The 18,976-nt window shown below is 69.8% G+C and carries 19 protein-coding genes, 1 pseudogene and 1 riboswitch; of the genes and pseudogenes, 2 read left to right on the top strand and 18 right to left on the bottom strand.

Going from position 1 to position 18,976, the window contains the following annotated elements; translation table 11 throughout:
• Positions 1–65: 65 nt before the first annotated feature.
• Positions 66–527: a DUF3180 domain-containing protein gene (locus tag ACFWMR_RS12290; protein WP_005168043.1), complete on the bottom strand. Its 462-nt coding sequence runs from the start codon at positions 525–527 to the stop codon at positions 66–68.
• Between the two features lie 60 nt (positions 528–587).
• Between ACFWMR_RS12290 and ACFWMR_RS12285 the strand changes: the two genes are divergently transcribed.
• Complete coding sequence (locus ACFWMR_RS12285) at positions 588–1,529, top strand: MerR family transcriptional regulator (protein WP_378378406.1); 942 nt, start codon at positions 588–590, stop codon at positions 1,527–1,529.
• Between the two features lie 101 nt (positions 1,530–1,630).
• On the opposite strand, the gene folK is transcribed toward ACFWMR_RS12285, so the two are convergent.
• From folK to dacB, 13 genes and pseudogenes are all read right to left on the bottom strand, one after another.
• The gene (gene folK / locus ACFWMR_RS12280; protein WP_378378405.1) at positions 1,631–2,122 is read right to left on the bottom strand and encodes a 2-amino-4-hydroxy-6-hydroxymethyldihydropteridine diphosphokinase; all 492 of its coding nucleotides are present in this window, start codon (positions 2,120–2,122) and stop codon (positions 1,631–1,633) included.
• A complete protein-coding gene (folB, locus tag ACFWMR_RS12275) occupies positions 2,119–2,478 on the bottom strand; it encodes a dihydroneopterin aldolase (protein ID WP_093933318.1) in 360 nt (119 codons plus the stop codon). Before folB ends, folK begins: the two co-directional genes overlap by 4 nt.
• A complete protein-coding gene (gene folP, locus ACFWMR_RS12270) occupies positions 2,471–3,313 on the bottom strand; it encodes a dihydropteroate synthase (protein WP_378276641.1) in 843 nt (280 codons plus the stop codon). Before folP ends, folB begins: the two co-directional genes overlap by 8 nt.
• Entirely contained in the window at positions 3,310–3,924 is a 615-nt protein-coding gene (folE, locus tag ACFWMR_RS12265; RefSeq protein WP_378378404.1) for a GTP cyclohydrolase I FolE, read from the bottom strand. Before folE ends, folP begins: the two co-directional genes overlap by 4 nt.
• Entirely contained in the window at positions 3,893–6,310 is a 2,418-nt protein-coding gene (gene ftsH / locus ACFWMR_RS12260) for an ATP-dependent zinc metalloprotease FtsH (protein WP_093933319.1), read from the bottom strand. Before ftsH ends, folE begins: the two co-directional genes overlap by 32 nt.
• 190 nt (positions 6,311–6,500) lie before the next feature.
• Positions 6,501–7,334 (bottom strand): ESX secretion-associated protein EspG, encoded by an 834-nt coding sequence (locus tag ACFWMR_RS12255; protein ID WP_093933320.1) that lies wholly within the window; start codon positions 7,332–7,334, stop codon positions 6,501–6,503.
• A 281-nt stretch (positions 7,335–7,615) separates the two neighbouring features.
• Positions 7,616–8,410, bottom strand: coding sequence for an ESX secretion-associated protein EspG (locus tag ACFWMR_RS12250; RefSeq protein WP_378378403.1), 795 nt, complete (start codon positions 8,408–8,410; stop codon positions 7,616–7,618).
• Between the two features lie 244 nt (positions 8,411–8,654).
• Positions 8,655–10,034: pseudogene (locus ACFWMR_RS12245) on the bottom strand (WXG100 family type VII secretion target); the annotation flags it as partial.
• A 17-nt stretch (positions 10,035–10,051) separates the two neighbouring features.
• Positions 10,052–10,417, bottom strand: a complete 366-nt coding sequence (locus tag ACFWMR_RS12240) for a hypothetical protein (protein WP_005160136.1) — start codon at positions 10,415–10,417, stop codon at positions 10,052–10,054.
• A 144-nt stretch (positions 10,418–10,561) separates the two neighbouring features.
• Positions 10,562–11,125: a hypoxanthine phosphoribosyltransferase gene (gene hpt / locus ACFWMR_RS12235; protein WP_378378402.1), complete on the bottom strand. Its 564-nt coding sequence runs from the start codon at positions 11,123–11,125 to the stop codon at positions 10,562–10,564.
• 13 nt (positions 11,126–11,138) lie between these two features.
• Positions 11,139–12,122 (bottom strand): tRNA lysidine(34) synthetase TilS, encoded by a 984-nt coding sequence (tilS, locus tag ACFWMR_RS12230; protein WP_378378401.1) that lies wholly within the window; start codon positions 12,120–12,122, stop codon positions 11,139–11,141.
• Positions 12,119–13,147 (bottom strand): zinc-dependent metalloprotease, encoded by a 1,029-nt coding sequence (locus ACFWMR_RS12225; RefSeq protein ID WP_378279806.1) that lies wholly within the window; start codon positions 13,145–13,147, stop codon positions 12,119–12,121. The genes tilS and ACFWMR_RS12225 overlap by 4 nt, the downstream gene beginning before the upstream one ends.
• A gap of 108 nt (positions 13,148–13,255) precedes the next feature.
• The gene (dacB, locus tag ACFWMR_RS12220; protein WP_449224328.1) at positions 13,256–15,352 is read right to left on the bottom strand and encodes a D-alanyl-D-alanine carboxypeptidase/D-alanyl-D-alanine endopeptidase; all 2,097 of its coding nucleotides are present in this window, start codon (positions 15,350–15,352) and stop codon (positions 13,256–13,258) included.
• Between the two features lie 151 nt (positions 15,353–15,503).
• On the opposite strand from dacB, the gene ACFWMR_RS12215 reads away from it, so the two are divergent.
• Positions 15,504–16,019, top strand: coding sequence for an inorganic diphosphatase (locus ACFWMR_RS12215; protein WP_020632071.1), 516 nt, complete (start codon positions 15,504–15,506; stop codon positions 16,017–16,019).
• A 100-nt stretch (positions 16,020–16,119) separates the two neighbouring features.
• Here ACFWMR_RS12215 and ACFWMR_RS12210 read toward each other — a convergent pair whose 3' ends face one another.
• The 4 genes from ACFWMR_RS12210 to ACFWMR_RS12195 all read right to left on the bottom strand — a co-directional run bounded on the left by ACFWMR_RS12210 (position 16,120) and on the right by ACFWMR_RS12195 (position 18,902).
• A complete protein-coding gene (locus ACFWMR_RS12210) occupies positions 16,120–17,388 on the bottom strand; it encodes a serine hydroxymethyltransferase (RefSeq protein ID WP_378378399.1) in 1,269 nt (422 codons plus the stop codon).
• A 21-nt stretch (positions 17,389–17,409) separates the two neighbouring features.
• A riboswitch (ZMP/ZTP riboswitch) is annotated at positions 17,410–17,488 on the bottom strand.
• A 10-nt stretch (positions 17,489–17,498) separates the two neighbouring features.
• Positions 17,499–17,918: a hypothetical protein gene (locus tag ACFWMR_RS12205; RefSeq protein ID WP_378378398.1), complete on the bottom strand. Its 420-nt coding sequence runs from the start codon at positions 17,916–17,918 to the stop codon at positions 17,499–17,501.
• A complete protein-coding gene (locus tag ACFWMR_RS12200; protein ID WP_378378397.1) occupies positions 17,915–18,346 on the bottom strand; it encodes an uL11 family ribosomal protein in 432 nt (143 codons plus the stop codon). Before ACFWMR_RS12200 ends, ACFWMR_RS12205 begins: the two co-directional genes overlap by 4 nt.
• A gap of 34 nt (positions 18,347–18,380) precedes the next feature.
• On the bottom strand, positions 18,381–18,902 hold the full coding sequence (locus ACFWMR_RS12195; protein WP_063275571.1) for a gamma carbonic anhydrase family protein: 522 nt from the start codon (positions 18,900–18,902) through the stop codon (positions 18,381–18,383).
• Positions 18,903–18,976 lie beyond the last annotated feature (74 nt).

The raw sequence follows: 18,976 nt of genomic DNA, 5'->3' as shown, positions 1-18,976 counted from the left end.
AACACCGTACCTTCTAGTAATCCGAACGAGACCTAGTCGGTACTTCGAGCGGTGGCTCTCGAGCGTTAACCGGTCGGCTCGGGATCGCGGTCCCGATCGCTGCCTTCGGGGGTCCGGCAGCAGTGTTCGAGCCACAAAGCCGCAGCTACCAGTGCCACCGAGCTGACGATCCCCACCGTCGCCGAGCGGAGATCACCGGCGGCCGCGAGGAGTTCGTCACGTCGCGGAAAAAGATACGCGAAAGCCGCCAGCCAGACGCCCGTCATGGCGGATCCGGCGAGAGAAGAGGCCTTCGCGAGGGCCACCGATCGGGCGACCGAGATCGCGGACAGCACCCGGCCCTCCTTGATCCGCGAACGGATGATGAAGGCGAGCACGACCTCGCAGAGCGCGAGGACGAGCAACGTGATCCCGGCGAAGAGCGGGAGCGCGGGAATGGATCCGTAGGCGACCTGGAAGACGAGATAGGCCAGGACCAAGCCCAGGAGGCCGGCCACCGCCAGCTCGCGTGGCCGGGTGAAGTGCATGGTCCAACGCTACCTGGCAGGCTTGACTCTCCACCAACTGGAGAGTCGACGATGAAGCACATGGGCACCGCAGCGGTCTTCACCATCGGGGAGCTGGCCAAACGAACCGGCCTGCCGGTGAAGACCATCCGCTTCTACTCCGACGAAGGGCTCCTGCCGCCGACAGACCGCACCGATTCCGGCTACCGCCTCTACGACGCCACCGCGATGGCGCGCCTGGAGCTGGTCCGGACGCTGCGGGAGCTCGGACTGGGGCTAGCGGACGTGGAACGGGCGCTGACCAGGGAAGCGACCATCGGGGACCTCGCGGTCCAGCACGTCGCCGCCCTGGACGAGCAGATCCGGCGGCTGGAACTGCGCCGCGCGGTCCTGCGAGCGGTGGCCAAACGGGACTCGCCACTGGAGGAGGTCGAACTGATGAACAAACTCGCGTCGATGTCGGACGAAGACCGCAAACGCTTGCTCGACGAGTTCTGGGCGGACATGGTCGAGGGGCTCGAACTGGATCCGCAGTTCTACGAGCGGATGATCTCGGCGAAACCGGAACTGCCCGACGACCCGACGCCCGAGCAACTGGAGGCGTGGATCGAGTTCGCCGAGCTCGTGCAGGACGACGAGTTCCGCGCGTCGATCCGCCGGATGAGCGAGTGGCACTCGCAGCTGAGGAAGCAGGACGGGGCGGACTTCGGCTCGAAGCAGCAAGAGCTGTGGATGGCGTGGAGCGCGAAGGCGTCCGAAGCGCTCGAAGCCGGCCTCGCGCCGGACTCGCCTGAAGGCCGGGAACTGGCGGAGACGATCTTCACGCAGTCTTCGCGAAACGGCCGGGACCCTGCCGACCCGGCCTGGCGGAAACGGCTGACCGACGGGATGGTGATCAGCTACGACCCGCGGGCCGAGCGGTACTGGATGCTGCTGGGGAAGATGAACGGCTGGCCGTCGTTCCCCACGCAGATGCCGCAGGCGGAGTGGATCATCGCCGCCCTGCGCTCCGCGCTGGAGTAGCAAGGGACCTTTGCTATCGCCCCGCCCCGCCGGCGTTTCGTCCTCTGGATGCGGTAGTTGGTGGTGCGAACTACCGCATCCAGAGGACGAAATGCGAGAGGTCAGGCGAGGGCGAGGGAGGTCAGCCGGACGGAATCGCGGTCCGAGGCGGGGCGGGCGGCGAGGAGGTCGGCGATCCGACCGTGGCCGGGGAGCACCGCGGCGGGCTCGATCTCCAGCCAGGGGATCAGCACGCTCGCGCGCTCCGGCGTGCCGGGATGGGGAAGCAGCAACTGGGGGTCGTCGGAGCAGACCCCGGCCACGGTCACTATGTCGACATCCAGCGTGCGCGGCCCCCATCGGACCTCGCGCACGCGTTCGGCGGCCTCCTCGGCGGCCTGCCCGGTGCGCAGCCAGTCCCAGTGATCGCGCGCCGGGTCGTCGACCAGGACGACGGCGTTGAGGAAGTCCGGCTGGTCCTCGACACCCCACGCCTTCGTCTCGTAGACCGACGACACCGCGACGACCGCCGGGCGCACGGCGTCGACGGCCGACTGAAGGAACGCGAGCCGGTCCCCCAGGTTCGACCCGAGCGAAAGCAGCGCGCGGCTCATCGCTCCCGCCGCACACTCACGGCGACGTCGTCGAAGTTCAGCGGGATCGGCGCGGACGGCTTGTGCACCGTCACCTCGACGGCGGTCAGCCGCTCGTCGCGCAGCACCTCGTCGGCGATCTTCCCGGCGACACTCTCGATGAGGTCGTACGGCTCGCCCGCCACGATCCCGGCGGCGAGCTCCGCCAGTTCGCCATAGTGCAGCGTCTTGGTCAGGTCGTCGGACGCGGCGGCCGGACCGAGGTCCAGCCACACCACGATGTCGACGACGAACTCCTGCCCGTCGCGCTTCTCGTGGTCGAAGACCCCGTGCCTGCCGAAGACCCTCAAGCCGGTCAACGTGATCCGGTCAGACAACGGGACTCCCCTTCCGCCAAGCCGCCGCGACGGTCACGGCGTCGATACTCGCGCCGACTTCGTGCACCCGCACCCCCCACGCGCCTGCCGCGGCGGCGAGCGCGGACACGGCCGCGGTCGCGTTCTCACGACCGTCCGGCGGGGCGGGTTTTCCGTCCTTTCCGGACAGGAGGCGTCCCAGGAACCGTTTGCGCGAGGCGCCGACGAGAACCGGGAAACCCAGTGACAGGAAGGAATCCAGGCCGTTCAGCAGCGCCCAGTCGTGCTCGGCGTTCTTCGCGAACCCGAGCCCCGGGTCGAGCACGATCGCGCCGGCGTCGACACCGGCGGCGACGGCTTCGTCCACTCGGGACAGCAATTCGGCGCGCACATCGGCGACGACGTCCTCATAGGACGCCAGCGCGTTCATGTCCTTGCTGTGCCCGCGCCAGTGCATCAGAACATACGGGACACCGGTCTCGGCGGCGACCTTCGCCATGTTCGGATCGGCCAGCCCACCGGAGACGTCGTTGATGACGGTCGCGCCCGCCTCGACGGCGGCGAGCGCGACCTCGGCCCGCGTGGTGTCCACCGACATCGCCACGCCGTCGGCGGCGAGTGAGCGGATCACCGGCATGATCCGGGAAATCTCCGTCTCGGCGTCCACCCGGGACGCTCCCGGCCGCGTCGACTCCCCGCCGACGTCGATCAGGTCCGCCCCGCGCGCCCACATCTCGTGCGCGTGCTCCAGCGCCTGCTCGACGCCGAGGTACCGGCCGCCGTCGGAAAAGGAATCGGGCGTGACGTTGAGAATGCCCATCACCGCGCACCGGCCGGGCCGGGGCAGGGCGGTCATCGGCGGCCCTTGATCAGGTCCAGCGCCTCCGCCCGCGAGGACGCCGAAGACTGCAGCAGCCCGCGCACGGCCGACGTCGTCGTCCGGGCACCGGGCTTGCGGATGCCGCGCATGGCCATGCAGAGGTGCTCGGCCTCGACCACGACGATCGCGCCGCGGGGCGCGAGTTTGCGCATGAGCGCGTCGGCCACCTGTGAGGTCAGGCGCTCCTGGACCTGCGGGCGCTTGGCGTAGAGGTCGACGAGGCGGGCCAGTTTGGACAGGCCGGTGACCTTGCCGTGGCCGTTCGGGATGTAGCCGATGTGAGCGACGCCGTGGAATGAGAGCAGATGGTGTTCACAGGTTGAAAACATCGGGATGTCCGTCACGAGGACGAGTTCTTCGTGCGCCTCGTCGAACGTGCGGTCCAGGACGTGGTCCGGCTCGGTGTAGAGACCGGCGAACATTTCCCGGTAAGCGCGAGCGACCCGGGCCGGGGTCTCCAAGAGACCGTCCCGGTCCGGGTCCTCACCACAGGCGAGCAGGAGTTCGCGTACGGCTTTCTCGGCCCGATCCTGGTCGAAGACCGGGCCTTGGCCGTTACCGCTTGGTGTCGTCCTGTCCGTCGTCACGCCGTTGCTGTCCTTCGTCCTGCTGACCACCGGGCTGGTCAGGGAACCAGCCTTCACGCGGGCGGTCTTCGGCGGGACGCCAGGGCTGGTTCGGCTGGCCGCCCGGCTGGGTCGCCGGGGTCCATCCGGGAGGAGCCCCGTAGTTCGGCGGGCCGCCGACGGGACCGCCCTGGTAACCACCTGCCGGACCGCCCGGCTGCTGCCCACCATATGCCTGGGGCCAGTGGCCGGTGCCGTTCGGCCCACCGTTCGGGCGGCCCCCGTTGGGGTAGGCGCCCGGCTGCGGCGGAGCGTACGGGTTCGCGTTCGGGTCCGGCGGCGGGACCGGGGCACCGTACGGCGGGCCACCGGGAAGGTCGCCGCCGCCCTGCGCGGTACCGACCGGGGTCGGCGCCGGCTGGAGGACCGGCTGCTCCTTCTTCTCCTCCGGCGGCGGCCACGGCTCGCCGCGCTCCATCGCCAGCTCGCCGGGGGTCTTGATCGGCGGCTTGTCGGACGGCTTGCGGTCGCCGAACTCGTTGAAGATGGTGATGTGCGGGCGCTTTTCGACGGTCGCGAAGATCCGCTCGAGGTCCTTGCGGGTCAGCGTCTCCTTCTCGAGGAGCTCGATGACCAGCTCGTCCAGCACGTCACGGTAGGTGCTCAGCACGTGCCACGCCTCGGTGTGCGCGGTCTCGATGAGCTTGCGCACCTCCTCGTCGATCTCGTGCGCGACTTCCAGCGAGTAGTCCGCCTGGCGGCCCGCCGAGCGGCCGAGGAACGGGTCGCCCTGCTCCTGGCCGTACTTGACCGCGCCGAGCCGGGCGCTCATGCCGTATTCGGTGACCATCGCGCGGGCGATCTTGGTCGCCTGCTCGATGTCGGAGGAGGCACCGGTGGTGGGCTCGTGGAAGACGAGCTCCTCCGCCGTGCGGCCACCCATCGCGAAGACCAGGCGGCCGATCATCTCCGAACGGGTCATCAACTCCTTGTCGTCCTCCGGGACGAGCAGGGCGTGACCGCCGGTGCGCCCGCGCGGCAGGATCGTCAGCTTGTAGACCGGCTCGATGTCCGGCATCGCCCACGCGGCCAGCGCGTGCCCGCCCTCGTGGTAGGCCGTGATCTTCTTCTCCTTCTCGGAGATGATCCGGCTCTTGCGGGCGGGGCCGCCGACGACGCGGTCGACGGACTCCTCCAGGGCGGCGTCGGTGATGACGTGCCCGTTCTGGCGGGCGGTGAGCAGCGCGGCCTCGTTGAGCACGTTCGCCAGGTCGGCGCCGGACATGCCGACGGTCCGCTTGGCGAGGCTGCTCAGGTCGGTGCCCTGCGCGATCGGCTTGCCCTTGGCGTGCACCTCGAGGATCGCCTTGCGGCCGCGCATGTCCGGTGCGGACACCGGGATCTGGCGGTCGAACCGGCCGGGACGCAGGAGCGCCGGGTCGAGGATGTCGGGACGGTTGGTCGCGGCGATCAGGATGATGCCGCCGCGCGCGTCGAAGCCGTCCATCTCGACGAGGAGCTGGTTCAGCGTCTGCTCGCGTTCGTCGTGGCCGCCGCCGAGGCCGGCGCCGCGCTGGCGGCCGACCGCGTCGATCTCGTCGACGAAGATGATGCAGGGCGCGTTCTGCTTGGCCTGCTCGAACAGGTCGCGGACTCGCGAGGCACCCACACCGACGAACATCTCGACGAAGTCGGAACCGGAGATCGTGTAGAACGGCACGCCCGCCTCACCGGCGACGGCTCGCGCGAGCAGCGTCTTACCGGTACCGGGCGGCCCGTAGAGCAGGACGCCCTTGGGGATCTTCGCGCCGAGCGCCTGATAGCGCGCCGGGTTCTGCAGGAAGTCCTTGATCTCGTACAGCTCTTCGACGGCCTCGTCGGCGCCCGCGACGTCCCCGAAGGTCGTCTTGGGCATGTCCTTGTTGAGCTGCTTGGCCTTCGACTTGCCGAAGTTGAGGACGCGGTTCCCGCCGCCCTGGGCGTTGTTCATCATCCACATCAGCAGGCCCAGCACCAGCGCCAGCGGAATGGCGAAGATCAGGATCTGGGTGAGGACGTTCTGCTGGGTGACCTTGGTGGTGAACTTGACCGGGTTGTCACCGCTCTTGAGGCCGATGAGCTGGCCGTAGATGGTGCCCGCGACGTTCGCCGGGTACTGCGCGATGATCTGGTCGACCTGCTGGCCGTCGACCTCGATCTTCTTGTTCAGCAGCAGCTTGACCTGCTGCTCCTTGTCCTCTTGCGAGGCTTCCTTGACGTTGTTCGCGGTGATCTGCTGGTTCGCGACCGAGATCGGCACCTGGGTGTAGCCACGATCACTGTCGAAGATCGTGTTGTATGCGAGAAACGCCAGTACCGCCGCGAGAATCCAGAGCACTGGGTTCCTGAGCACGCTCTTCCGGTTCATACGACTCGGCCCTGGTGGCCTCGACCCTTCCTGGTTGGGCGGCTTCCTGTGATACCCGCCATCACGATCTTGACGACCCATGGTGCTCCGACACCCGCCCCTCAGGATACCGCCCGCCTGGACGGACGAGGGTGGTGAGCCTCTCGGACGTCAACGGCGGACGCCGCGCGAGGGTTCCCGGAGCGCGACCCTAGCGTGTGTCGACCGCCACACCGGCGGCCATTTCGCCCAGGCGCATGCGGAGTGTCTTGACGTCGGCGGGTGAGACGGTGACCCACTCGCGACCGTCCGGACCGGCCTGTGACGTGCTGAGGTAGCGGCCGCTGGAGGTGTCGAACCAGCCGAGGACCCGGGAGCGCTGCTTGGCGCCCACGTGGGACCGGCTGTTCGCGGCGAGCTGACCGCCGCGCAGCCGCGGCTGGCCGGTGAGCTTGCCGAACGCCTCGCGCGGATCCGCGGTGATGCGTTCACTGAGCGAGACGCGGGACTTCTCCTTGCGGCGGGTCTTCGCCGCTTCGGGCTCCTCGGCCTGCTTCGTCGGGTTGACGGCGCCGCGGATCGGCTCGGTGCGGCGGGCGTCGTCGATCGGCAGCGTGATGGAGGCCTCCGAACCGCGCTGCCCTGGGGGCAGCAGGTCGACGACCGCTGTCGGGAGCCCGTCGGCGGGCGCTTCGCGCAGCCAGATCCCGGACTGGTCCTGGATGGCGATCACCCCGTCGCGGCCGTCGGTGGCGCCGAGCACGGCGATCGTCGGGGCCTGGAATTCGGGGATGTGCAGCGCGTCGATGGTCAGTGAGCCGCGGGCGAGGAGATACAGCCAGTCCTCGATGCGCCGTTCGAGCCGTCCCCGGCCGTCGCGGAGGCCGCGGGCCTGGAGTTCGCCGTCGACGCGCTGGCGCAGCGCCCGGCGTTCGAGCTCTGTCGCGCCGTGCGAACGCACGCGCAGCGGATACGGCAGGTCACCGAGCTCGGCGGACTCCCAGAGGAAGTCGAACGCCAGCGGCGTGAAGTGTTCCTGGTGCATTGGTTCGTGCCCTCCCGGCACCTTGGCTTCTGGACCTCGGGACGCCCAGAGGGTTCACGATAGCGAAGGGGTACGACAGTCGTCGTCCGGATGCGGGAAGTGACACTCGCGGGACGGCAAGGCGACCGAGACGGGTCTCCCCAAGGGCGCCCCGCGCCCGGCGGAGACTTCACCGTCGCGCGCCCTCTTTTGGGCCGAAGGCCCACGGAAATTCGTTGAAGGGGCGCCCTCGCTCTCAACCCGAGTTGGTAGCGGCTCTGCGCCCCTTCGGCGAGTTTCCGTCAGCGCGCGACAGAAGATTCAGCCGCGATCTTCCCCAGCATCTCCGTGAGCCGGTGCCGCAAAGTCGCCGGATCCGCGGGCGCGATGGTGATCCAGTCGCGGCCGTCGGAGCCGCGGGTGGCCTGGGTGAAGTACCGGCCGGACTGCGTGTCGAACCAGCTCAGCACCGAAGACCGGCTCCGCGTGCCGTGCTTGCTGCGCGCGTTGGCGCCGAACTGCCCACCGCGAAGCCGCGGCTGCGCCTGGAGCCGCGAAAGGGCTTTGCGGTCCTCGTCGGACGTCGCCGAGCCGTCGACCTGCGGCTGGCGGCGCTGCAGGAAGTCCGCGCCCGAAGCGCCGACGAGACCGTCCAGCGGGAGGGTGATCGACTTCTCCGTGCCGCGCGAACCCGGCGGCAGGAGGGAGACGATCGCGCTCGCGAGGCCGTCCGGGGCGATCGGGTGGAAGTGGAAACCGCGCTGGTCCTGCACCGTCAGGAGGCCTTGACCGCCGAGCAGCGACGCGACCGCGAGCAGCGGTTCGGTGTTGGGGTTGTTGAGCTGGACGCAGTCCAGGCTCAGATCCGGCAGCGCGAGAACGCCGAAATAGTCCTCGATGTGGGGTTCGGGACGCCCGCGCTCGTCGGCGAGACGGCGCTGGTTCAGCGACTGGAGCGTCCGCGTCCGCAGCGCGCCGCGCTCGTCCATGGTCGCCCCGTGCGAACGGAGCCGCAGCGGGTACGGCAGCTCGCCGGCGTTCGCGCTCTCCCACAGGAAGTCCAGCTCGACCGCGGTGAGCAGTTCACCGTTCGCCATCTTCCGCCCCTAGTGTCTATTGGTGAACCCGCGTCCGCGATCGGCGTCGGCAGGACGCCGCCTGGTCATCTGCCTCACGACCGCGGGCAGGGCGTCCTGCCACCGCGATAGCGGGGCCTTCGGCCGGGGCGGGTTCACGCGTTGTCGCCTTTTCGGCGTCCGACTTCAGCTCCGCCGACAGGCTCGCACAAGTCAGCGGGCGCGCGGCTGGTGAACGGCCCCGCGCCCCGGGAAAACCGCGCAATCGCTCGTCGTCTTCGGTCCAGGCACCGATGACCGGCGGCGGGGTCGCCTCGTTGGCACCGAAGGCGTCGTCCGGGTCCGGCTCGATGAGGAACGACGCGTGCGTGTGCTCCTCTTCCTGCTCGGCCTGCGCACCGTGGGCGCCCATGCCCATGCCGCCGCCCATGCCCTGCATCGGCGGGGTCGGGCCGCCACCGATGGTGCCGCTGGAGGACACGATGCCCTGCTGCGGCACGGCCTGGGACGCGGCGCTCTGCGCGGGCGCGGCGTTGTCCGTCGCCGCGGCGCCGGTGCTGTCGGAGTCCTTGGCACCGGACTTGTTGCCCTGTCCGAGCGCCTTGGCACCGGCGTAGCCGAGGCCGCCGCCGAGACCGGCCGCGGTGAGCGCCTGGCCGAGCCCGCTGCCGCCGCTCGCCGCCGGGGCATGCGGGGCGATCGGGGCACCGGCACCGGACGCGACACCGGCGCCCGGCGCGACACCCGAAGCCGGGAGGTTCCCGGTGGCGGGGTTGTAGCCGGCCTGCGAGAACACGCCCGAATCCGGACCGGCGTGGACGACCGGAGCCGCGCCATTGCCCTGCGGGCCGCCGTAGCCGTGCGTTCCGGCGAAGCCCGGGGTGCCGGAGACGGCGCCCGGGTTGAGGCCGCCGCCACCGACGTTGCCGACACCGCTGAAGCCGACGTTGGTGTGCGTGGCCGTCGGCTTCATGCCGAGGGAATCGGGGCCGAAGCTCGGCGTCGAGCTGTCGACCTCACTCATTTCCTTGGTGTAGGCCTCGAGGAACCTGGCCTGCTCCGCCCGCACTTCCTTGTCCTGGTCGGCGAGGGGCTTCTGGTCGGTGATCATGCCGACCGGGCCCGCCGCGAGGGCCGCGCCCATCGCGCCTTCAGGGGTGTAGTTGGTCGGCTTCGGCATCAGCTTGACCTTGGTGGCCGCGTCGGCCTGCTTCTGCAGCCTGTCCGCCATCGTGTTCGCGGCCTCGGAGGCCTGCGAACCCGAGTTCGCGATGGCCACCAGCGAACCCTGGGCGCTCGCCGCGCCCTGGCCGATCCAGGCGGAGCCCAGTTCGGAGATCGCGTTGTAGAGGTCGTTCGACGCCTGGCTCAGCTTGGTGCCGTGCGAGGTCCACGACTGGCCGATCGACGTCGCGGTGCTCGGGTCGTTGCCGATGTTGGCCTGGTTCCACAGGTCCTGGCTGCTCGGGGCGCTCTCCCAGTTCGGCGGGTTCGTGATGGCGCGGTCCGCGCCGATGTCGAATCCGTCCGAGCGCCCGCGAGCGCTGGAGACGATCCCCGCGGCCTGCGAGTTGTCGCCGAGCTGGACCGGGGTGCCGCTGGTGTTGCTCTCGCCGTAAGAGTCGGCGCTGTGCTTCGGTGGCATGGCTTTCTGACTCCCCCTCAGACGTTCCGGAACGGCTCGGCCGCGGCCTGGTCGATCTCGTGGTAACGGGCCATCGCGGTGACGATGCCGGACTCGGCCGCCTCGTACTGCTGGTAAAGGTTCTGGAGGGCGGCGGTGTACGAGTCACCGCCACCGTCGGCGCGGTTCGCGACCTTCGCGGCGATGGCGTTGCCCACCGGGTTGTTGCCCAGCTTCGGCGCCTGACCGAGGTCACCGGCACCGTGAAGCAGGGCCTCGACGGCGTCCTTGCCGGTGCGGATCTTGTTCAGTGCGGTCTGGGCCGCGTCCGGGTCGATCCCGACCTGGCCCTGGGCCGCGGCGTTCTTGAACGCGTTCGCGTCCGCCAAGCTGCTGTTCCCCATCTGAGCTCTCTCCGTTTCCCCCGGGCCAGGCCACGACGGATTCGTGGCAAAGGTCTTCGCATAGGTTAACGCACCTGATCGCAGCCTATGACGCGTTCACCACGCTCAGGGTTCCGTATTTCCGCACGAGCGGGCAAGCGGTTCTCAGGACGTGTAGACGTGCGGGTCCAGGGTGCCGATGTAGGGCAGGTCCCGGTAACGCTCCGCGTAGTCCAGGCCGTATCCGACTACGAATTCGTTGGGGATGTCGAACCCGATGTACTTGACCGGTACATCGACCTTGACCGCCTCCGGCTTGCGCAGAAGAGAGACGACCTCGAGCGAGGCCGGGTTGCGGCTCGCGAGGTTCTTCAGCAGCCAGGACAGCGTGAGCCCGGAGTCGACGATGTCCTCGACGATGAGCACGTCGCGGCCGGCGATGTCGCGGTCGAGGTCCTTGAGGATCCGCACCACGCCGGACGACGACGTCGCCGAGCCGTAGGAGGAGACCGCCATGAACTCGAGCTGGGAAGGAAGAGGGAGCGCCCTGGCGAAGTCGGTCATGAACATCACCGCGCCCTTGAGCACGCCGACGAGCAGGAGATCTCCCTGCCCGGCGCCGGGTCCGTCGGCCGGATAGTCCGCGGCGACCTGCGCGGCCAGCTCGGCGATCTTTTCGTTGATCTGCTGCTCGGTGACGAGCACGGAGGCGATCTCGCCTTCGTACACAGGACGATCCCCTCTAGGTGGTGGACTGGGGTGCTTCGACGGAGAGCCTGCCATGCGCCCGTGCGGCCACCAAGTCGCCGGGTAGCCAAACGCCCCCCTGACCCCGCCAATTGCCCACCAGCGCGTCGATCGAACGCAGATGGGCGTCGGTGAGTTCACGGACCCCGGAGTCCAGCAGCCACCTGCGGAGGACACGTCGCCGCAGCGCGGGCGGCTCGGTGGCGAGCACCGCGACGTCGAGCCCTTCCTCGGTGAAGGCGCGCAGGTAGACCTCGCCCGCGAGTGTGTCCAACGCCTCGGTGTCCTCGCGCAGTTGCGCCGCCGTGCGGGCGAGCGAAGCCGCGACACCGCCTGCCAGCACATCCTCCAGAAGGGGCAGTACTTCCGTTCTCAACCGGACACGGGTGAACCGCGGGTCCTCGTTGTGCGGGTCCTGCCACGGGTCGACGCCGAGCGCCCGGCAGGCCTTCCGGGTGGTGGCGCGCGTGACGCCGAGCAACGGCCGTCCCCACGGCGGATCGTGCGGCCGCATGCCGGCCAGCGAACGCGGTCCCGAACCCCGGCCGAGGCCGAGCAGGACGGTTTCGGCCTGGTCGTCGAGGGTGTGACCGAGCAGGACGAGGCCGTGCCCGCCGGGCCCGCTGTCGAGTGCCGAACGCAAGGCGCCGTAGCGGGCCCGGCGGGCCGCCGCTTCCGGTCCGCCCGCGCCCTCGACCCGCACCTTCAGGACTTCGGCGCTGTGGACGCCCAGTTCCCGCGCCGTGTTCGCGGCCAGGGCGGCGGTCTCGGCGGAACCGTCCTGGAGACCGTGGTCGACGACGAGCGCCCGCACCTTCAGCCCGGCGCGGGTCCCGGTGAACGCGGCCGCCTCGGCCAGCGCGAGCGAATCCGCGCCGCCGGAGACGGCGACGCACACCTCTTCGAAAGCACCGGCCGACGTGAGGAAGTCCCGCACGGCCGTGCGTACGGCCGCGATCGCCGGATCCGGTCCGCTCACCCGTGCAGGCGCCGCACCCAGGCCGCCGGATCGGTGATCTCGGCGCGGGTCGGCAGCGTGTTCGGCGACGTCCAGACGGCGTTGAAACCGTCCATGCCGACAGCCTCGACGACGTGTTTCGTGAACTTCGCGCCCTGCTCGTACTGGCGCATCTTCGCGTCCACGCCGAGCAGGCTGCGCAGCACGCGGTCGATCAGGCCGCCGCCCTTGCGCCGCGCGGTGAACCGCGAACGGATCAGCTCGACACTCGGCACGACCCGTGGCCCGACGGCGTCCATCACGAAGTCGGCGTGCCCCTCCAGCAGGGTGGAGAGGGCGAGCAGTCGGTCGAACACGGCGCGCTCGCTCGGCGACTGGAGGAGTTCGGCGAGACCGGCGCCGCCCGTCTTGCCCTTGCCGATCTGCTTGATGGTGTCCGGCAGGCGGCCGACCAGATCGCTCAGCCCGTCCGCGTCCCGGCCGGCGAGCCCGCCGATCAGGCGCTCGACCTCGTCGGCGAAGTAGTCGCGCAGCCAGGTGACCGCGGTGAACTGCAATCGGTGGGTGCATTCGTGCAGGCAGACCCAGAGCCGGAAGTCGTGCCCCGGCACGTCCATCGCCCGCTGGGCGGCGACCACGTTCGGCGCGACGAGCACGAGCTGCCCCTGGCGTTCCGGCCCGCCGAACGGGTCGTACTGGCCGAGGACGCGGGAAGCCAGGAACGCGAGCACCAGACCGGTCTGGACGCCGGCGCCACCGGCCAGCACGGGTGCCAGCGGCCCGCCCTGCGCCTCCGGCAGCGCGCGCCCGGTGAGCGCGTCGAGCCCCGAGGCGGCCGAGCGGACCCAGCCGGGCCTGTCGACGACTTCGGCGGGCAGCAGCGGCAGGTCGAGGCCTAGTCCGGTCAGCTCGCGGACGTGGCCTTCCGCCTCGATGGTCAGGTCGCGTAGCTCGGCGACGGCTTCGTCGGCCTCTTCGCGGTCGACGACCGGACCGCCGCGCACCAGGAGCGCGCCCGTCGAGGCGGCCAGGGACCAGTCGACCATCGAACGCGTCTTGGTCGGCGTTTCCTCAGTCACTCTTATGACGCTACCCGCTGGAAGGCCGAATTCCGCCCTGACTTCCTCACGCTCCGATTCCGGTCGCTCACCGGATCACCGGCAGCCGCATTTGTGCAGGGTCGCCGCGACGACGTCGAGCGCGGCCCGGCCCTTGTTCTGGTCCGAACCGGACGACATCAGCGCGAACACCAGCATCCGGCCGTCGGTGTCCAGCACCACGCCCGCCAGGGTGTTCACGCCGGACAGCGTCCCGGTCTTGCCGCGCACCCAGCCGCGGCCCGCCGCCGAAGCCGGGTCGCCGTAGCGCTTCTCCAGCGTCCCGCTGCCGCCCGCGACGGGAAGACCGGCCAGCAGCGGCCGCAGTTTCGCCGTCCTCGGGTCCTTGCCGTCCGGCGCCGCCGCGACCGCGAGGATCTCGCTGAGCACCTTGGCCGGGATCTTGTTCTGGTCGGACAGCCCGCTGCCGTCGTTGATCTGGACGCCGGTCAGGTCGAACCCGGCTTCCTTGAGCACGTTCATCGTCGCTGTCGCGCCGCCGGTGAACGATGCTTCGCCGCCCTTCGCGAGCGCGATCTGGCGGGCGAGGACGTCGGCCATCAGGTTGTCCGAAAGCTGCAGCAGCGAGTTCGCGAACTCGGTGAGCGGCTGCGACTTGACCTCGCCGAGTACCTTCGCGTCCTTCGGCGCCGTCGTCGTGCCGCCGGCCTGGGCTTCGAGCTTCCCCGCGATCTTCTGGGTCAGCGCGGCGGCCGGGTTCGCGACCCGGGGCGCGTGGTCGTTCTTCGGGTCGTTGCGGCCGCCGTCGGCCATCACGGGGAGGACCGGCGCCATGTAGGTGTTCCCGGCGGCGGTGTCCTCCGGGTCCCAGCCCTTCGCGGACGTCGGGCCCTTGAACACGCTGATATCCAGCTGGACCTTGGTGATCTTGCCGCCGCCCGCCTTCTTGACCTGGGCGACGAGGTCGTCGACGTGGGCGGCTCCCGGGTACAGCGGCGAGTCGGTGCCCAGCGGCAGCGAGGTCAGCGAGGGGTCGCCGCCCGCGACGAGGATGGCCGTGGACGGGTCGGCGCCCTGGACGACCTTCGTGGAGATCTGCGTCCCGTGGTCCATCGACAGCAACGCGGCCGCGACGACGAGGATCTTCGTGGTCGACGCCGGGGTCAGCGGGGTGCCGGAGTTCTTGTCCCAGAGCACGTCTCCGGTCGACGCGTCCACCACGGTGCCGGTGAGCGTGCCGAGGTCCGGGGCGCCGGCGGGGCCGGACAGGGCGGCAGCGAGACCTTCCTTCGTCGGCGCGACGCCGTTGATGTCCGGCCCGTGCAGGACCCGGGTGACCCCGGCGGGTTTGGGGATGTCGCCCTTCGGCGCGTTCGGCGCCCAGGGCAGGCCGAGCCGGTTCGACACCTTCGGCATCGCGGCGGCGCCGCCCATCCCGGCCAGCAGCAGGACGACGACCAGGGTCGTGATCAGCAGGGCCTTGCGTTTGCGCTTCGGCTTCGGCGCGGGTGCCGCCTCGGTCTCGGCGGCCGGTGGCTCCTGGGAAGGCGGCTCGGGCCGCTGGATGCCGACGGTGGCCTCGGAGTCGAAGCGCTCTTCGGCGGGCTCGATGCGGACCGGGCGCGCGTGCATGGTCGCGGACGGGACCGGCGCGGGCGGCGGCGGCTCGATCCGGCTCTGCTCGGGACGGCGAGGCGGCTGGGGCTCCTGGAGCGGGGGTTCCGGCCTCTGGGGTTCCTGGAGCGGGGGCTCCGGCCGCTGGGGCTCCGGCCCCGGCTCGGGTCTCGCCAGCTCGTGATCACGCGTGGGCGTCGCGGCGCCCCGGTCGAACTGATCCCAGTCCGGTTTGTCTGTTTGCTGCGGCCGGACAGGCTGGACGAAGACGGTTTTCGGCGCCTCGGGCTCCGGATCGACCGGAGTCACCGGCTCGAAGGCGGACCACTTCGGTGTGGGGGTCTCCGGGACGTCCGGCTCTTCCTCGACTTCGACGACCGGCTGGAACCAGGAATCACTTTCGGGTGTGACCTTCGGCACTGCCAGCTCTTCGGTCTTGCCGTTCGCCAGCCCCGACATGGGCAGCCAGACGGTGGCCTCGCTCTGCCCTTTCGTGCCCTTGGGCTCGACGGATGAGGTGTCCTTGTCGTCCGACGGCCAGCTCGGGACATCGTTTTCCGGCACGTAACGCTCCTTCATCCACCGTCCGGGGAAGGGGCCAAGCTCACATACGACCACATCGATGCGACCGCCCGAGCCCCCGTGGTCCACACTAGTGAAGACAAGACGATGATTTCGGTGAGCCGTCCGCGAGGCGGGGCGTACCAAAGACGAGAGCAGCGAGGCCGGCGTGGAATTCGACGTCACTATCGAAATCCCCAAGGGGGAGCGCAACAAGTACGAGGTGGACCACAAGACCGGTCGGATCAAACTCGACCGGACCTTGTTCACGGCCACCCAGTACCCCGCCGACTACGGGTTCATCGACGACACCCTCGGCCAGGACGGCGACCCGCTCGACGTGCTGGTGCTCGTCCAGGAACCGACCTTCCCGGGCTGCCTGATCCGCTGCCGCGCGATCGGCATGTTCCGGATGACCGACGAGAAGGGCCCGGACGACAAGGTCCTCGCGGTCCCGACGAACGACCCGCGCCTCGAACACCTGCGGGACATCCACCACCTGAACGAGTTCCACAAGCTCGAGATCCAGCACTTCTTCGAGGTGTACAAGGATCTGGAGCCGGGCAAGAGCGTCGAGGGTTCGACCTGGGTCGGGCGTACCGACGCCGAGGCCGAGATCAAGCGTTCGTACGAGCGTGAGACCGACCGGCTGGCCAAAGAGGCCGTCGACGGTCCGTCGCACTAGTACTCAGAGCTGAAGGGGCCCTTCACCGCATGTCGTGCGGTGAAGGGCCCCTTCGCTGCGTCTTATGCGGGTATGGCGTCCTTCAGCCCCCGCCGTACCGCTACGCCGAGTAGCCCGGGATCGGGAACGGCGCCAGGAACTCGCGGATCTCGGCGGCGATGGTGTCCAAAGCGGACTGTTCCTCGCCAGCCGCCGCGGTGATCGTGCGGTCGATCCACTCCGCCACCTTGACCTGGTGCTCCGGCTTGAGCCCGCGGGTGGTGATCGCGGAGGTGCCGAGCCGGATGCCGGACGGGTCGAACGGCTTGCGCGGGTCGAACGGCACGGTGTTGTAGTTCAGCTCGATGCCGGCGCGGTCCAGCGCCTGCGCGGCGGGCTTGCCCGGCACGTTCTTGTTCGTCAGGTCGATCAGCAGCAGGTGGTTGTCGGTGCCGCCGGACACGAGGTCGTAGCCGCGTTCGACCAGCGCCTCCGCCAGCGCCCGCGCGTTGGCGACGATCGTGTGCGCGTACTCGGCGAACTCCGGCTTCTGCGCCTCGCCCAGCGCGACGGCGATCGCGGCGGTCGTGTGGTTGTGCGGACCGCCCTGCAAGCCGGGGAACACCGCCTTGTCGACGGCTTTCGCGTGGTCGGCGTCGGAGAGGATCATCGCGCCGCGCGGGCCGCGCAGGGTCTTGTGCGTGGTCGTGGTGATGACCTGCGCGTGCCCGACCGGCGACGGGTGCGCGCCGCCGGCGACCAGTCCGGCGATGTGCGCGATGTCGGCGACCAGGACGGCGTCCACCTCGCGGGCGATCTCGGCGAACGCCGGGAAGTCGATGGTGCGCGGGATCGCGGTGCCGCCCGCGAAGATCAGCTTCGGCCGGTGCTTCAGCGCGAGTTCGCGGACCTGGTCGAGGTCGACACGGCCGGTCTCCTTGCGGACGCCGTAGCGGACCGGGGTGAACCACTTGCCGGTCGCGGACACGCTCCAGCCGTGCGTGAGGTGACCGCCGTCCGGCAGCGCCATGCCGAGGACGGTGTCGCCCGGCTGCGCGAACGCCAGGTACACCGCGAGGTTCGCCGGGGAACCGGAGTACGGCTGGACGTTGGCGTGTTCGGCGCCGAAGACGGCCTTCGCGCGCTCGATGGCGAGGTTCTCGACCTGGTCGATGAGCTGCTGGCCCTCGTAGTACCGCTTCCCGGAGTAGCCCTCGGAGTACTTGTTGGTGAGGACGGTCCCGGTCGCTTCCAGGACGGCCTGGGAGACGTAGTTCTCGGACGCGATCAAGCGGATCTTGTCGTGCTGCCGCTTCGCCTCGTCCTCGATGAGCCCCGCGATCCGCGGATCGGCGGTGGCGAGCGCGGAAAGTGCTGGCTGGTGTGTCATGGCGTACTCCGGCTCAGGAGTGGCCTTCACCCAGGCGCGCGGTGCCGGCCCGAATTCGCTTCCCGGTGGTGCTCCACCTCAAATGCGCCAGTCGCTGGTGCCCTCAGAGCCTAGTGCACCCCGCCGGGGCGGAATCCGGCATGCGGACGATGTCCGGCACACCAACGGCGGCTGCACCCGGCCGTCCGATCGCAGAACGCCTCCGCGCAGACGGCACAGCGTTTGATCCGCCTCCAGCCACCGAACGCGACCAGTTCCGCCAGCCCGGAGGCGCCCGCGACCAGGTCGCCGCAGCCCGGCCACGACGTCACCTGCACCAGGCGCCAGCCGTTTCCGGCCTCGGCCAACCGCGGCGCGGCGCCGGTCCCGGCGAGGATCCGGTTGAGCCGGTCGGCGGCGGCGCGTTCGTCGGGCAGCGCCGAAACGACTCCGGCGAGCCAAGGATTCCCTTGGGCCAGCAGCCTTTCCGCGACTTCGAGAGCCGGGTCGAGGTCGCGGAAAGGCGGGACGATCGTGTGCTTGCGCGTCACGGTTCTTCGATCGCGACGCCCATCGAGCGAGCGGTGCCCGCGATCGTGCGCATGGCCGCTTCGATGTCGCCGGTGTTGAGGTCCGGCAGTTTCCGCTCGGCGATCCCGCGCAGCTGTTCCCGGGTCAGCTTCCCGGCGACCTCATGCCCTGGACGGCCTGATCCCTTGCCGCCCAAGGCTTTCTTGATGAGGAACGACGCCGGCGGGGTCTTCAGCCGAAGTTCGAAGGACCGGTCCTCGAACACCGACACGACCACCGGCACGATGTCGCCCCGCTGCGCCGCCGTCGCCGCGTCGTAGGCCTTCTTGACCTCGACGAGGTTCACGCCGGTCTGCCCGAGCGTCTTTCCGAGGTCGACCACCGGCGCGTCGCCGGCGGTCAACTCGAGCGTCGCCTGGTGCGTTTTCTTCTTCGACTTCGGTGCCATGCGCCCGAAGCTAGGGTCTCCAGCTACTGGAGAGTCAATCGATCGGCTTCACGCTTTCCGCGTGCCTTCGCGCCAGCTCCTGGTAGATCACCGCGTTGTGCTCGACCCAGCCTCGGGCGGTGCCGTCGAGCGGGACGTGCTTCTTCGCCGGGCTGCCCATCGCGACCGTCTCCGGCGGGATGACCATGCCGGGCGTCACCGTGGCGCCGGCCGCGACCAGGGCCTTCGCGCCGATCTGGGCCTTGTCGAGCACGGTCGAGCCGTTCCCGATGAGCGCCTGCTCGCCGATCGTGCAGTCGTGCACGAGGCACTGATGCCCGACGGTGACGTTCTTGCCGACCTCGGTCACGCCGCCGTTGACGTGGATGACCGAGTTGTCCTGGATGTTGGCGCCCTCGCGGATGAGGATCTTCCCGAAGTCGGCGCGGAGCACGGCGCCGTACCAGACGGAAGCGCCCTTTTCGACGACGACGTCGCCGATCAGGGTGGCGGTGGGGGCGATCCACGCTTCGGGATCCACCTGGGGGCGGTGCCCCTCGAATTCGAACATCGGCATGCCTCGCACCCTATGCGCGGGGGCTGAAGGGGACCATGCCCACATAGGACGAGACGAAAGGGCCCTTCACCGCA

This window comes from Amycolatopsis thailandensis, assembly GCF_042723255.1.
GTDB lineage: Bacteria > Actinomycetota > Actinomycetes > Mycobacteriales > Pseudonocardiaceae > Amycolatopsis > Amycolatopsis thailandensis.
This window is presented reverse-complemented; position numbering and strand designations above follow the sequence as displayed.

What these genes read in the sequence shown, in the direction of transcription:
- ftsH (WP_093933319.1), bottom strand. Translation starts at nt 6,310, where the DNA reads ATGAACCGGAAGAGCGTGCTCAGGAACCCAGTGCTCTGGATTCTCGCG.
- ACFWMR_RS12250 (WP_378378403.1), bottom strand. Translation starts at nt 8,410, where the DNA reads ATGGCGAACGGTGAACTGCTCACCGCGGTCGAGCTGGACTTCCTGTGG.
- dacB (WP_449224328.1), bottom strand. Translation starts at nt 15,352, where the DNA reads ATGAAGGAGCGTTACGTGCCGGAAAACGATGTCCCGAGCTGGCCGTCG.
- ACFWMR_RS12200 (WP_378378397.1), bottom strand. Translation starts at nt 18,346, where the DNA reads ATGGCACCGAAGTCGAAGAAGAAAACGCACCAGGCGACGCTCGAGTTG.
- ACFWMR_RS12195 (WP_063275571.1), bottom strand. Translation starts at nt 18,902, where the DNA reads ATGCCGATGTTCGAATTCGAGGGGCACCGCCCCCAGGTGGATCCCGAA.
- ACFWMR_RS12285 (WP_378378406.1), top strand. Translation starts at nt 588, where the DNA reads ATGGGCACCGCAGCGGTCTTCACCATCGGGGAGCTGGCCAAACGAACC.
- ACFWMR_RS12210 (WP_378378399.1), bottom strand. Translation starts at nt 17,388, where the DNA reads ATGACACACCAGCCAGCACTTTCCGCGCTCGCCACCGCCGATCCGCGG.
- ACFWMR_RS12225 (WP_378279806.1), bottom strand. Translation starts at nt 13,147, where the DNA reads ATGGTCGACTGGTCCCTGGCCGCCTCGACGGGCGCGCTCCTGGTGCGC.
- ACFWMR_RS12240 (WP_005160136.1), bottom strand. Translation starts at nt 10,417, where the DNA reads ATGGGGAACAGCAGCTTGGCGGACGCGAACGCGTTCAAGAACGCCGCG.
- folP (WP_378276641.1), bottom strand. Translation starts at nt 3,313, where the DNA reads ATGACCGCCCTGCCCCGGCCCGGCCGGTGCGCGGTGATGGGCATTCTC.
- ACFWMR_RS12255 (WP_093933320.1), bottom strand. Translation starts at nt 7,334, where the DNA reads ATGCACCAGGAACACTTCACGCCGCTGGCGTTCGACTTCCTCTGGGAG.
- folK (WP_378378405.1), bottom strand. Translation starts at nt 2,122, where the DNA reads ATGAGCCGCGCGCTGCTTTCGCTCGGGTCGAACCTGGGGGACCGGCTC.
- ACFWMR_RS12290 (WP_005168043.1), bottom strand. Translation starts at nt 527, where the DNA reads ATGCACTTCACCCGGCCACGCGAGCTGGCGGTGGCCGGCCTCCTGGGC.